The organism is Mesorhizobium sp. M0663 (assembly GCF_040320585.1).
Lineage (GTDB): Bacteria > Pseudomonadota > Alphaproteobacteria > Rhizobiales > Rhizobiaceae > Mesorhizobium.
In genome coordinates this window covers 279,652-292,008 of record NZ_JAMYPX010000005.1, presented here as the reverse complement: position 1 = coordinate 292,008, position 12,357 = coordinate 279,652, and the positions used below count along the sequence as shown (strand labels likewise).

Genomic DNA, 12,357 nt, shown 5'->3' with positions numbered 1-12,357 from the left:
ACAATCTCCCCCCTTGAGGGGGAGATGCCCGGCGCGGCAGAGGGGGGTGCCTGACGCATGCTTGCCTTGTCCGAACATGCCATATCCTCCCGCTATCTCAAGATGCCGCATGCCGGGAAAGGCGTGGCGGTCGGGCTGTTCGGCGGTTCGTTCAACCCGCCGCATGCCGGCCATGCGCTGGTCGCCGAGATCGCACTCAGACGCCTTGCGCTCGATCAGCTGTGGTGGATGGTGACGCCCGGCAATCCGCTCAAGAATGCCGGAGACCTGGCGCCGCTGGCCGAGCGGCTGCAGCTATCCGAAAAGATCGCGAAGAACCCGAAGATCAAGGTCACCGCATTCGAGGCGGCCCACCGCGTCCGCTTCACCGCCGACACGCTGGCGCTGGTCAAGGCGCGTAACCCGGGCGTCGATTTTGTCTGGATCATGGGCGCCGACTCGCTTCGCGACTTCCACCGCTGGCAGCGCTGGCGCCGCATCGTCATGACGTTCCCGATCGCGGTGGTCGACCGGCCAGGCGCGACGCTGTCGTTCCTGTCGTCGGTGGTCGCCAAGACCTTCGACTATGCCCGCGTCGACGAGGGCGACGCACCGCGGCTCGCCCGCATGACGGCGCCGGCCTGGACCTTCATCCACGGCCCGCGTTCGTCGCTGTCGTCGAGCGCGATCCGCAAGGTGGCAAAGGGCTGAACCGGCGCGGAAGGCAAGTCCGGTGATGTCGCTTTTGCCGCTGCCTTGACCTGCTTGATGGGCGATCCTCGGTCATGACGATTCTCGAGCGCGACCAGGACAAGAACGGTCTAGGGCAGCCGGCGCCGTCGATCGCCATTGCCAGCATCCTTTTGTCGATGGCGCTGATCGCCGTCGGCAATGGGCTGATGTTCGCCTATATCCCAGTCCGGCTCGGCGCCGAGGGCTTCGATCCGACATGGGCGGGGCTGATCGTCACCGGCCTTTCGGCTGGCGGCCTCGCCGGCTGCATCCTGACCGGGCCGCTGGTGCGGCGTGTCGGCCATGCCCGCGTGTTCATGGTGCTGTCGGCGCTGATCGTGCTGTCCAACGCCGCGGTCGGCGCGGGGCCGCACCCATTGCCATGGATCGCTGCACGGGCACTCTACGGCTTTGCCATATGCGGCCTGTTCATTGTCGCGCAGAGCTGGCTGAACGATGTCGTCGCCAACGCCATCCGCGGCCGGGTCATGGCTATCTTCTACGTTGCCTACGTCGCCGGGCTCGGCGTCGGCTACTCGACGCTGGCGTTGATCGATATCCGCGCGGCCGACGCGCCGCTGATCGGCATTGCCTTCACCGCGCTGTCGATCCTTCCCGTCGGGCTGACGCGGCTTGCGCAGCCGCCGGCGCCGCAAGCGGCGTCCGTGGCGCTCGGCCGCGCCTGGCGGATCTCCCCGGTCGGCGTTGCCGGTATGCTTGCCGTCGGCGGCCTGTCGATGACGATCTCGGGTTTTGCGCCGATCCATGCCACGGCCAAGGGCTACAGCCAGGCCGACGTCGCCTTGCTGCTTTCGGCAATGCCGGTCGGCACGCTGATCCTGCAGATTCCGCTCGGCTGGATTTCCGACCGCACCGACCGGCGCTTTGTGCTGATCGCGGCGTCGGCGCTTGCCGCCGCGGCGGGCCTGTTTGCCCTCGGTTTCGACGGCGGCGCGCTGGCGGTGCTGCTCGTCATCTATGTGGTCTGGGACGGCGCCTCGGAATCGATCTATTCGCTTGCCAGCGCCCATGCCGGCGACCGCGCCGGCAAGGACGACATGGTGGCGTTGTCGAGCTCGCTTTTGTTTGCCTGGTCGCTGTCCGGCTTCGTCGTACCCGGCATTGTGACCGGACTTTCCGCCGTCTACGGCACGCAGGCCTTCATCTATGTGGCAATCGTCATTGCCACAGCCTACTGCCTGTTCGTTCTCTGGCGCGTCGTCATGGTTCGGCCGGTGCCCGCCACCGAGACCGGCAGTTTCGCGCCAATGACGGCGCAGGCGCCGTTGCCTGTCGATCTCGCCTTCGCGCCCGAAGATCAGCGCGGGCGCGGAGAGCTTTGAGGGCCATCTGCCGGCCGGGTTCAAATGCTCTATTGCTGCGTGGCTGAGGCCTCCGGCTGCGGCACTTGCGGCGCCGGCGCCGGGATTGAAAGGCCTTCGGCATCGAACGCCTGCTTGACGCTCTTGGTGAGGTCGATCTGGGCGGCGAAGAAATCGGCAGCCGCCGTCCAGTAGCGCAAGGTGATGGCGACGGTGCTGTCGCCGACAGTCGCGACAAAGGCGATCGGCGCCGGCTGCCGCCTGACGCGTCGGTCGGCGGCGGCGACACCGAGCATGGTCTTCTGCGCAAAATCGATGTCGTTCCAGGAGCCGATGCTGAGCGTGATGTCGCCGCGGCGCACACCGTTGCGGGTGAAATTGCGGACCGGCTGGTTCCACAGGGTCGAGTTGGGTGCAAGCACGTAGACGCCTTCGACCGTCCTCAGCGTTGTGGCAAACAGCCCGATCTCCTCGACGGTGCCGGATATCGCGCCGACTTCGACATATTCGCCGATGCGGAACGGCCGCAGCGCCAGGAGCATGATGCCGGCGGCAATGTTCTGCAGCGTGCCTTGCAGCGCCAGGCCGATGGCCAGGCCGGCGGCACCGATAGCGGCAATGATCGAAGCCGTCTGCACGCCGAACTGGCCGAGAACCATGATTACGACCAGTCCCAGGATGGCGTAGCGGACGACCTGCGAGAAGAAATGGCGGAGCGTTTCGTCGAAGCCGCTGATATGGCCGAGGCCGGCATAGATCGAACGCTCGGCGAGGCCGGCGACGATGTAGCCGATGACCAGCAGGATGACGGCGCCGACCGCCGAAAGCGAGTAGGAGACGATCAGCGTGCTGAGTTGCGCCAGGCCGGATTGCACGGTGAGGAGAGCGTTCTGGGGATCGATCGGCATGTCGGGATTCCGGTTCGTGGATGAGCCGATAACCGCTGCGGGGCGAGGCGGTTCCGATTTTCTGGCCCGAAAAGCCGGATATTCGGCCGCTGCCGGGTGCCTGCTTGCGAGCGGTGTCTTGAAACTGCAACCTAACTCTGCCTATCTAAGCAGTGTCACCTGATTTCAGAGGTGATTTGGTTGTTCTTGCTGCGAAAGGAAATACACTGAGAACAGCACTGCGGAAGAAGGCCGACATCGTGCCTTCGCCGGCCGGGATCAGCGTAAACGACGCCGTGTCCCGCGCCATCAAGACAGTCCTTGCCAGTCTGGAAGACTCCAAGGCCGAAAACATCGTCTCAATCGACATTCAGGGGAAATCGAGCCTCGGCGACTACATGGTCGTCGCGTCGGGCCGATCGCACCGTCATGTCTCGGCTGTTGCCGATCATCTCCTCAAGGCGCTGAAGGATGCCGGGCTCGGCACTGCACGCGTCGAGGGGCTGGCTGGCGCCGACTGGGTCCTGATCGATTCGGGCGACATCATCGTCCATGTCTTCCGTCCCGAGGTCCGCGACTTCTACAATCTCGAAAAGATGTGGCAGGCGCCCGATCTCGAGGAGGAGACCCTCCACTGAGCCGTATTCGTCTTGATGCATGTCGTCGTCCGACATGCATCAGCGGCTCTTCGAGGCAGGGATGAAGATTACGGTTCATGCCGTGGGCCGAATGAAAGCCGGCCCCGAGAAGCAGTTGGCCGACCGCTATTTCGAGCGTTTTGCCAGGAGCGGTCCTGCCGTGGGCCTCGAATTCGCCGGGATCGTCGAGATTGCCGAAGGTCGCGCGCAGACGGCCAATGAGCGCCGGCGCGAGGAAGGCCAGAAACTGCAGACGCACTTGCAACCGGGCACGGCGCTGATGCTGCTGGATGAGCGCGGCAAGAACCTTTCCTCCGAGGATTTCGCCGGTCGCATAGGTTCGCTGCGCGATGGCGGGCGCAAGGCGCTGGTGATCGCCATTGGCGGCGCCGACGGCCATGACCAGTCACTGCGCGACCTGGCTGATCTGACGGTGTCGCTCGGCGCGCTGACCTGGCCGCATCAGCTGGTCCGCGTGATGCTGGGCGAGCAGCTTTACCGGGCGGCCACGATCCTTTCCGGTCACCCCTACCATCGTTCATGAAGTCGGCTCCGTCGGCGAATTGATGCCAGCCGCCCGGATTTTTGCCCCAATGCTCATCGACAGTTTGGGCTCATGGGGTTTGTCGATGACGGCCGGGGCTCGAACATGGTTGATGGTTCGTTAACGAAGCCGCGCATAGAGTTGGGCTTCAATGTCTGAAGACTGGAAATCACGAACGGGCTCCTGGCGCGTGCGCTACGGCATCGTCGTGGCGACGATCGCGCTTTCGCTCGGCGTCGCGCGGGCCGAGAACACGCTCGACCTGGCGCCCGACCCGGACCAGAGCCGCGCCGAATACGAAAAAGTATCGAAAGAGATCACGCTGTCGTCCGAGCGGCTGGCCAAGCTCGCCGCCGACATAGCGGCTGTCAAGAAGGACCACGCCTCGATCACCGCGGCGCTGATCCAGTCGGCGATGACCGAGCAGAAGCTCGGCCAGGACATCGAGGACATTGGCGGCAAGCTGGAAGGGCTGAAGGCGCAGGGGCAGAAGATCCGCGCCTCACTGGCCGCCAGACGCGACGTTCTGGCCGAAGTGCTCGGCGCGCTGCAGCGCATGGGGCTCAATCCGCCGCCGGCGATCCTGGTCAAGCCGGAGGACGCATTGTCGTCGGTACGCAGCGCCATCCTGCTCGGTGCCGTGGTGCCGGAACTGCGCCAGCAGACCGACATGTTGCTGGCCGACCTCAAGGAGCAGTCGCGGGTGACGGCCTCGATCGAGGCCGAGCGGGCGCGGCTGACGGCAGCTGTCGGCGAGCAGGCGGCGGAAAAAAAGCGGCTCGGCATGCTGCTCGAAGCCAAGCAGAAGCTCGCCGCCGATACGCAAACCGCGCTGGCCGCCGAAAAGCAGCGCTCCGCGACACTGGCGGCCAAGGCCGGCAGCCTGAAAGAGCTGATCACATCGCTCGAGGCCGACAGGGCCCGCAAGGCGGCGGATGCGGCCAAGGCAGCCGAGCAAAAGACGGCCGACGCCGACAGGGGCCCGGCATCGGCTGCGGCGCCGACGGAATTGGCCTCGCTGCCGGTGCCGGAGAGCAACAGGCTCACCGCGGCCGCGCCGTTTTCCGCGCTTCAAGGGCAGATCGCGCTGCCGGTCACCGGCAGGATCAAGCGGCGCTTCGGGGCCAACGACGGTAACGGCGCGGTGATGCTCGGTGACATGGTTGCGACACAATCGGGAGCCATCGTCACAGCGCCGGCGGATGGAAATGTGCTTTATGCGGGGCCTTTCCGCTCTTACGGTCAACTCTTGATCCTGAATGCGGGTGACGGCTATCATGTCGTCCTGGCGGGGATGAGCAGAATCAGCGTCGCGTCTGGCCAGTCGGTGCTCGCAGGTGAGCCGGTCGGCGCGATGGGAGAGGCCCGGGTGGCGAGCACCTCGGCATCGAAGAATGGAAATGCCACGCCGGAGCTCTATGTCGAGTTCCGCAAGGATGGAAAACCCGTCGATCCGGCCCCATGGTGGGCGGACCGTTTTTCTGGAAGGACGTGAATGATGCGGAAACTGTCGCTTCTGTTTGCCGGTGCGCTGATGGGTGCATCGGCGATGAGCCTGGTCTATGGCGCGCCCGGCTCGACAGCGAAAGCTGCGGGCTCCGAGACCTATAAGCAACTGGCGATCTTTGGCGATATCTTCGAACGGGTACGGGCGAATTATGTGACGCCGCCCGACGACAAGTCGCTGGTCGAAAATGCCATCAACGGCATGCTGTCGTCGCTCGACCCACACTCCTCCTACATGAATGCCGAAGAAGCGCAGGACATGCGCGTGCAGACCAAGGGCGAATTCGGCGGCCTCGGCATCGAGGTCACCATGGAGAACGACCTGGTCAAGGTGATCACGCCGATCGACGATACGCCGGCCGCCAAGGCAGGCGTGCTCGCCGGCGACTATATCGCCAAGATCGACGGCGAGGAGGTCCGCGGCCTGACGCTCAACGACGCCGTCGAGAAGATGCGCGGGCTGGTCAATACGCCGATCAAGCTCACCATCCTGCGCCAGGGCGCCGACAAGCCGATCGAACTGACCGTCGTGCGCGACATCATCAAGGTCAAGGCGGTCAAGTTCCGGGTCGAGAACGACATCGGCTACATGAAGATCACCTCCTTTACCGAAAAAACCTATGACGACCTCGAGAATGCCATCGACACCATCAAGAAGCAGGTGCCGAACGACAAGCTCAAGGGCTACGTGCTCGACCTGCGCCTCAATCCGGGCGGTTTGCTCGACCAGGCGGTGAGCGTGTCGGATGCCTTCCTCGACCGTGGCGAGATCGTCTCGACGCGCGGCCGCGACCCGAAGGACGTCACCCGCTTCGACGCGCGGGCCGGCGACGACATCGGCGGCAAGCCGCTGATCGTGCTCGTCAATGGCGGCTCGGCCAGTGCCTCGGAAATCGTCGCCGGCGCGCTGCAGGATCTGCGCCGCGCCACGGTGGTCGGCACGCAATCCTTCGGCAAGGGTTCGGTGCAGACCATCATCCCGCTTGGCGAGAACGGGGCGCTGCGGCTGACGACGGCGCTCTATTACACGCCGTCCGGCAAGTCGATCCAGGGCAAGGGCATCACGCCCGACATCAAGGTCGACCAGCCGCTGCCGGCGGAACTGCAGGGCAGGGACCTGACGCGCGGCGAATCGGACCTCAAGGGCCATATCAAGGGCGCCGACGAAAGCACGACCGGTTCGGGTTCGGCAGCCTATGTGCCGCCGGAACCCAAGGACGATTTGCAGCTCATCTATGCCGAGCAGCTGCTGCGCGGCCAGAAGACGGATCCGGCGTTCCCGCCGAATCCGCAAAAGGCCGTGTTGAACCAGTAAGGGCAGGCAAGCCGGGCCAAACAGGTCTGGCTGCCTGAGCGAAGCGATGCGATGCTGCCGGGGCCGCGAGGCTCCGGCAGTTTGATTCGGGGGCCGCGGCCGGCATGCTGCGCGTCCAGTGAAGCAAGGGGACGCGCCGACATTTTGGATTTTGCGCCTCCGGAGAAGGTTTCACTTCGGGGATGCGCGCCGGGGGTGCGGGCTTGGCTGATATCGGCAAGGACATAGAACGACCTCTCGGACAGGCGATCCGGCTGCCGCGCTCAGGCAGCGGGATCAGCGCCGGTGCGGTCGCGGCCGCGCTTGTCGTGCTGTCCGTGGTCGGCGTCTCCAGCGCCATCGCCTTGCGAGACAAGCCGTTCCGGAAGCTGCAAGAAGTAGCCGTTTCGACGCCGACGACGCCGGCGGCGGATACCGCCGCCGCGCCCGCCAAGGCGACGCCCGAAATGGCTGCGCCAAGCAACGCAAGCGGGACCAACATAAGCGGCCCGAAGACGGACGGTCCGCAGATCATCCATGTCCAGACCGAGGGGGGCGACGCTCCACCCGAGGCGGCCATAGTCATTCGCGACCCTTCGACGATCGGCCAGAACCTCAGGATCGCGCATATTCCCGACAAGGCGCTGGTCGAGGCCAGCGAAACCGGTCCGTTGCCGATCCGCGCCGCCGACGGCAGGCGCCCGTTCGATGTCTATGCGCGGCCGTGGTCCGGGGCTCGCGGTGCACGCGTCGCGCTCGTCATCGGCGGGCTTGCCGTGTCGCAGACCGGCACGCAGGCAGCCATCGCCAAGCTGCCGGCGGAAGTGACGCTGGCCTTCGCGCCGCAAGGCAACAGCATCGGCCGCTGGATGCAGGTGGCGCGGCAGAGCGGCCATGAGGTCATCATGCAGGTACCGCTTGAGCCGTTCGACTATCCGAACGTCAATCCCGGCCGTAACACGCTGACCGTGGCTGCAACGCCGGACGAGAATTTGAAGAATTTACGCTGGGCGCTGTCGCGAACGACCAACTACACCGGCGTCATGAACTATATGGGCGCCCGCTTTTCGGCCGACGCGACGGCGATGGGGCCGTTGATGGCCGAGCTTGGCAAGCGTGGTCTGGCCTATGTCGACGACGGTTCGTCGGCGCGCAGCCTGGCACCCGAACTGGCGCTGAAGGACGGCGTGCCGTTCGTCGGCGGCGATACGGCGATCGATGCGGTGCAGGACCGCGGCGCCATATTGAAGAAACTGGATGGGCTGGAAGCGACGGCACGGGCGAAAGGGTTTGCCGTCGGCATCGGCTCGGCTTTCGACCTGACGGTGGATACCGTGTCTTCCTGGGTGACCGAGGCCAAGAAGCGTGGCATCGAGATCGTGCCGGTTTCGGCGGTGGCCATAGATCCGGAAAAAGGCTGAGATGACAATGAACAAGCTCGTTGAGCCCGAGACGCTGCCCTACCGGCCCTGCGTAGGGGTGATGGTCCTCAATGAGGCCGGCCTGGTCTGGGTCGGCCGTCGCATTGCCGAGCCGGACAGCGAATTCGCTGGAACGACGCAGCTCTGGCAGATGCCGCAGGGCGGCATCGATGATGGCGAGGAGCCGCTGCCCGCGGCGGCGCGTGAACTTTACGAAGAGACCGGCATGCGCTCGGTGTCGCTGCTGGCCGAGGCGCCGCACTGGATCAAATACGACCTGCCGGCGCATCTGGTCGGCGTCGCCTTCAAGGGACGATATCGGGGCCAGACGCAGAAATGGTTTGCCTTCCGTTTCCACGGCGACGAAAGCGAGATCGCGATCAATCCGCCGCCGGGTGGCCACAAGGCCGAGTTCGACCGGTGGGCGTGGCGGCCGATGCTGGAATTGCCGGGCCTGATCGTGCCGTTCAAGCGCAAGGTCTACGAAGACGTGGTGGCGGCGTTCCGGCACCTGGTGGCGTAGCCGCCGGCCTTCCGTTAAAACAGGTCGGCATGAACGACATCTCAAGCAAATCTCTTCCGCCGACCGTCACCCTGGGCGAACCGATCAGCGAAGCCGCGGCAGGGGCGATCCTGACCATCGATCTCGGCGCCGTCCGTGAGAACTACCGGCGGCTGAAGGCGCGGCTGGGCGGCGTCGGCTGTGCTGGAGTGGTCAAGGCCGACGGCTATGGGATTGGCGCGGCGCCGGTGGCGGCGGCGCTGATGGGTGAGGGCTGTAATACTTTCTTTGTTGCGCATTTGGCCGGCGGCATCTTGCTGCGCAAGGCGCTCGGCTCAGACCCGGCCATTTATGTGCTGAACGGCATTCCGCCGGGTGCGGAAACGGAAGCGGTTGCGGCAGGGCTTTGCCCAGTACTCAACAGCGCCAGCCAACTCGCGGCATGGCGCGAGATGGCCGGGCGGGTGGGCCGTAAGTTGCCGGCCGCCCTCCAGGTCGACAGCGGCATGTCGCGGCTCGGCATGATGCCATCCGAGGTGAAGGCAGTCGCGCAGGATCCGCAGGCTTTCGACGGTGTCGAACTGACGTTCGTGATGAGCCATCTCGCCTGCGCCGATGAACCCGAGCAGCCGGCCAACGAGCGGCAGCGGCTGGAATTCGAACGGCTGCGCCGGATGCTGCCGGAAGCGCCGGTTTCCCTTGCCAATTCATCAGGCATTTTTCTCGGGCAGCGCTATCACTACGACCTCGTTCGTCCGGGTGCCGCTCTCTATGGCGTCAATCCGACGCCGGCGAAGGACAATCCGATGCTGCCGGTGGTGCGATTGCAAGCCAAGGTCATCCAGACGCGGATATTGGAGGCCGGCGCCGGTGTCGGCTACGGTCACACTTTCCACGCCAAGGCTCCGCTTGCCGCGGCGACGATTTCGCTCGGCTATGGCGATGGCTGGCATCGACGCGCCGCTTCCTCCGCCTGGCTCGAAAATGTGCGGCTGCCCTTCGTCGGCCGGGTTTCGATGGATTCGATCATCCTCGACATTTCCGCATTGCCGCCCGGCAGGCTGAAGGCCGGCGACCTCGTCGAACTCATCGGACCGTCGTCGCAGACGGTGGACCAGGTAGCCGGCCAAGCCGGCACCATCGGCTATGAGGTCTTGACCAGTCTCGGCCACCGTTTCCACCGGCGCTATGTGAATGGCTAGGACGCAAGGTTGTTGTCCTCACGCATGTCTTTTCCCTAAGCATCGGCACTTGGCTGAGGCCACAGAATCCGGCAGACATGAGGCGGCGATGATCCCGGTCTCGAATCCCGACGAGATGCCGCCGCGGAGAACCAAACGATGAAGATCTTCGTGCTGGGCGGCGGCGTGATCGGGGTCACAACCGCCTATTTTCTTGCCGAGGCCGGTCATCAGGTGACGGTGATCGATCGCCAGAAAGGCCCGGCGCTGGAAACCAGCTTTGCCAATGCCGGCGAGATCTCGCCCGGCTATGCCTCGCCCTGGGCCGGGCCCGGCGTTCCGCTGAAGGCCATCAAATGGCTTTTGATGAAGCACGGTCCACTGGTGGTGCGACCGGCCCTCGATCCGCATATGTGGATATGGCTGGTCAAGATGCTGCGCAATTGCACGGCTGAACGCTACGCGCTGAACAAGGCGCGCATGGTGCCGCTGGCCGAGTACAGCCGCGACACGCTGAAGGCGCTGCGCGAGGCGACCGGCATCGCCTATGACGAGCGCGCCAAGGGCACGCTGCAGCTCTTCCGAACGCAAAAGCAGCTCGACGGCGTCGGCGGCGATGTCGAGGTGCTGAAGGCCTATGGCGTCCCCTACGAGGTCCTCGACCCCGACGGCTGCATTGCGGCCGAGCCTGGGCTGGCCGGCGTGCGCGAAAAATTCGTCGGTGGCCTGCGGTTGCCCGGCGACGAAACCGGCGACTGCAAGATGTTCACCGACAGGCTTGCCGAGCTTTGCGCGGCACGCGGCGTCACCTTCGAATACGACACGGAGATACGGCGCGTCGTCAAGAAGCGCGATCGCATCACCAACGTCAGCACCAGCAAGGGCTGGATGGTCGCTGATGCCTATGTGATGGCGATGGGCAGCTATTCGGCACGGTTCATGCGCATGCTGAAGCGGCCCATCCCGGTCTACCCGGTCAAGGGCTATTCGATCACCCTGCCGATCAAGGACGCCGCCGCCGCACCGGTCTCGACCGTGATGGACGAGAGCTACAAAGTAGCGATCACCCGGCTCGGCGACCGTATCCGGGTCGGCGGCACGGCGGAGATTTCCGGCTTCGACCTGCGGCTGCACGAATCGCGGCGGCGCACGCTCGAACATTCGGTCGGCGACCTGTTTCCGGGCAGCGGCGACATGCGATCGGCGACCTTCTGGTGCGGGCTGCGGCCGATGACACCCGACGGGCCGCCGCTGATCGGCCGCACCGATTTCTCCAATCTCTATCTCAACACCGGCCATGGCACACTCGGCTGGACCATGGCCTGCGGCTCGGCCAAAGTTCTGGCCGACATCATCTCCAGCCGGGTGCCGGACATCGACGTCGGCGATCTCGGGCCCGGACGATACGCCAAGTAAGACGCCCACCAGCTAAGACAGCCAGCGGCCGGCAGGCTCACGCAAACAAACCCCTGTCCCGTTCGACGGCCTTGGTAATGAAGCTCGCGACGACCTGGACGCGGCGCAGCGGCCTGACCGATTCATGATAGACCAGCCAGTAGGCGCGGCGTATGGGTGCGACGATATCGAGAGGCACCAGCTCCGGCATCGAGCGGGCAACGAAGGTGTGCAGGATGCCGATGCCGGCGCCGGAACGCACTGCTTCGGCCTGGCCGAGCGCGGAGGAAATAGCGAAGCTGGTGCGCCAGTCGGGGCTGAATTCGGCCGCGTAGTCGAGCGAGCGACTGACGATCAGGTCCGGCACGTAGCCGATCAGCGTATGCTGGCCTAGCTCGGCGGCGGTTCCGGGCAGGCCATGGGTGTCGGCGTAGGCCCGCGACGCGAACAGGCCGAGCGTGTAGTCGACCAGCTTTCCCGCCACCAGGCGGCCTTCCGTCGGCCGTTCGACGGTGATGGCAATGTCGGCCTCGCGCCGGGACAAAGAGAAGGAGCGTGGCACCGGCACCAGCTGGATGGTGAGCTCACGGTGCAGAGCGGTCAGCGCGCCGAGGCGCCTGGCCAGGAAGGCGACGCCAAAGCCGTCCGGCGCGCCGATGCGCACGGTGCCCGAGACGTCGTCGCCTTCGCCTGAAACGGTCGAGCGCGCGGCGATCATGTCGCCCTCCATGCGTTCGGCAATCTCGAGGAAACGCCCGCCCGCCGGCGTCAGCTCGCTGCCGGTGGTAAGCCGGCGAAACAGTTTTGTCCTGAGCGCATCCTCGAGGGCGGCAATGCGGCGCGAGACGGTCGCGTGATTAAGCTCCAGCCGCCTGGCGGCGCCGAGGATCTGGCCGGCCCGCGCTACGGCAAGGAAGATACGGGCATCATCCCAGTTCATGAGGGTGGTCTTGGCG

Annotated in this window: 12 protein-coding genes; 10 read left to right on the top strand and 2 right to left on the bottom strand. The window is 65.3% G+C overall.

What is annotated here, in order from left to right; all coding sequences use genetic code 11:
• Nucleotides 1-102 precede the first annotated feature (102 nt).
• Together NKI54_RS13675 and NKI54_RS13670 are read left to right on the top strand one after the other, a co-directional pair.
• Entirely contained in the window at nt 103-690 is a 588-nt protein-coding gene (locus NKI54_RS13675) for a nicotinate-nucleotide adenylyltransferase (RefSeq protein WP_031212055.1), read from the top strand.
• Between the two features lie 74 nt (nt 691-764).
• Complete coding sequence (locus NKI54_RS13670; protein WP_023678070.1) at nt 765-2,054, top strand: MFS transporter; 1,290 nt, start codon at nt 765-767, stop codon at nt 2,052-2,054.
• A 29-nt stretch (nt 2,055-2,083) separates the two neighbouring features.
• Here the strand turns inward: NKI54_RS13670 and NKI54_RS13665 are convergent, their stop codons facing one another.
• Nucleotides 2,084-2,941: a mechanosensitive ion channel family protein gene (locus NKI54_RS13665; protein ID WP_023678069.1), complete on the bottom strand. Its 858-nt coding sequence runs from the start codon at nt 2,939-2,941 to the stop codon at nt 2,084-2,086.
• A gap of 239 nt (nt 2,942-3,180) precedes the next feature.
• Here NKI54_RS13665 and rsfS point away from each other — a divergent pair, with 239 nt between their 5' ends.
• From rsfS to NKI54_RS13625, 8 genes are all read left to right on the top strand, one after another.
• The gene (gene rsfS, locus NKI54_RS13660) at nt 3,181-3,558 is read left to right on the top strand and encodes a ribosome silencing factor (protein WP_023678068.1); all 378 of its coding nucleotides are present in this window, start codon (nt 3,181-3,183) and stop codon (nt 3,556-3,558) included.
• 61 nt (nt 3,559-3,619) lie between these two features.
• On the top strand, nt 3,620-4,102 hold the full coding sequence (rlmH, locus tag NKI54_RS13655) for a 23S rRNA (pseudouridine(1915)-N(3))-methyltransferase RlmH (protein WP_023678067.1): 483 nt from the start codon (nt 3,620-3,622) through the stop codon (nt 4,100-4,102).
• Between the two features lie 151 nt (nt 4,103-4,253).
• Nucleotides 4,254-5,597: a murein hydrolase activator EnvC family protein gene (locus tag NKI54_RS13650; protein ID WP_352691712.1), complete on the top strand. Its 1,344-nt coding sequence runs from the start codon at nt 4,254-4,256 to the stop codon at nt 5,595-5,597.
• On the top strand, nt 5,598-6,923 hold the full coding sequence (locus tag NKI54_RS13645; RefSeq protein WP_023678065.1) for a S41 family peptidase: 1,326 nt from the start codon (nt 5,598-5,600) through the stop codon (nt 6,921-6,923).
• Nucleotides 6,924-7,126: 203 nt separating this feature from the next.
• Nucleotides 7,127-8,323 carry a divergent polysaccharide deacetylase family protein gene (locus tag NKI54_RS13640; RefSeq protein WP_352634265.1) on the top strand — a complete coding sequence of 399 codons (1,197 nt, stop codon included), beginning with the start codon at nt 7,127-7,129 and terminating at the stop codon, nt 8,321-8,323.
• A 7-nt stretch (nt 8,324-8,330) separates the two neighbouring features.
• The gene (locus NKI54_RS13635) at nt 8,331-8,846 is read left to right on the top strand and encodes an RNA pyrophosphohydrolase (protein WP_502898221.1); all 516 of its coding nucleotides are present in this window, start codon (nt 8,331-8,333) and stop codon (nt 8,844-8,846) included.
• A 29-nt stretch (nt 8,847-8,875) separates the two neighbouring features.
• Nucleotides 8,876-10,027, top strand: coding sequence for an alanine racemase (gene alr / locus NKI54_RS13630; RefSeq protein WP_352454935.1), 1,152 nt, complete (start codon nt 8,876-8,878; stop codon nt 10,025-10,027).
• Between the two features lie 138 nt (nt 10,028-10,165).
• Complete coding sequence (locus NKI54_RS13625; RefSeq protein ID WP_023678061.1) at nt 10,166-11,422, top strand: D-amino acid dehydrogenase; 1,257 nt, start codon at nt 10,166-10,168, stop codon at nt 11,420-11,422.
• 37 nt (nt 11,423-11,459) lie between these two features.
• On the opposite strand, the gene NKI54_RS13620 is transcribed toward NKI54_RS13625, so the two are convergent.
• Entirely contained in the window at nt 11,460-12,341 is an 882-nt protein-coding gene (locus NKI54_RS13620; RefSeq protein WP_352634331.1) for a LysR family transcriptional regulator, read from the bottom strand.
• Nucleotides 12,342-12,357 lie beyond the last annotated feature (16 nt).

What these genes read in the sequence shown, in the direction of transcription:
- NKI54_RS13665 (WP_023678069.1), bottom strand. Translation starts at nt 2,941, where the DNA reads ATGCCGATCGATCCCCAGAACGCTCTCCTCACCGTGCAATCCGGCCTG.
- NKI54_RS13625 (WP_023678061.1), top strand. Translation starts at nt 10,166, where the DNA reads ATGAAGATCTTCGTGCTGGGCGGCGGCGTGATCGGGGTCACAACCGCC.
- NKI54_RS13635 (WP_502898221.1), top strand. Translation starts at nt 8,331, where the DNA reads ATGAACAAGCTCGTTGAGCCCGAGACGCTGCCCTACCGGCCCTGCGTA.
- NKI54_RS13675 (WP_031212055.1), top strand. Translation starts at nt 103, where the DNA reads ATGCCGCATGCCGGGAAAGGCGTGGCGGTCGGGCTGTTCGGCGGTTCG.
- rlmH (WP_023678067.1), top strand. Translation starts at nt 3,620, where the DNA reads ATGAAGATTACGGTTCATGCCGTGGGCCGAATGAAAGCCGGCCCCGAG.
- NKI54_RS13650 (WP_352691712.1), top strand. Translation starts at nt 4,254, where the DNA reads ATGTCTGAAGACTGGAAATCACGAACGGGCTCCTGGCGCGTGCGCTAC.
- NKI54_RS13645 (WP_023678065.1), top strand. Translation starts at nt 5,598, where the DNA reads ATGATGCGGAAACTGTCGCTTCTGTTTGCCGGTGCGCTGATGGGTGCA.
- NKI54_RS13670 (WP_023678070.1), top strand. Translation starts at nt 765, where the DNA reads ATGACGATTCTCGAGCGCGACCAGGACAAGAACGGTCTAGGGCAGCCG.
- alr (WP_352454935.1), top strand. Translation starts at nt 8,876, where the DNA reads ATGAACGACATCTCAAGCAAATCTCTTCCGCCGACCGTCACCCTGGGC.
- NKI54_RS13620 (WP_352634331.1), bottom strand. Translation starts at nt 12,341, where the DNA reads ATGAACTGGGATGATGCCCGTATCTTCCTTGCCGTAGCGCGGGCCGGC.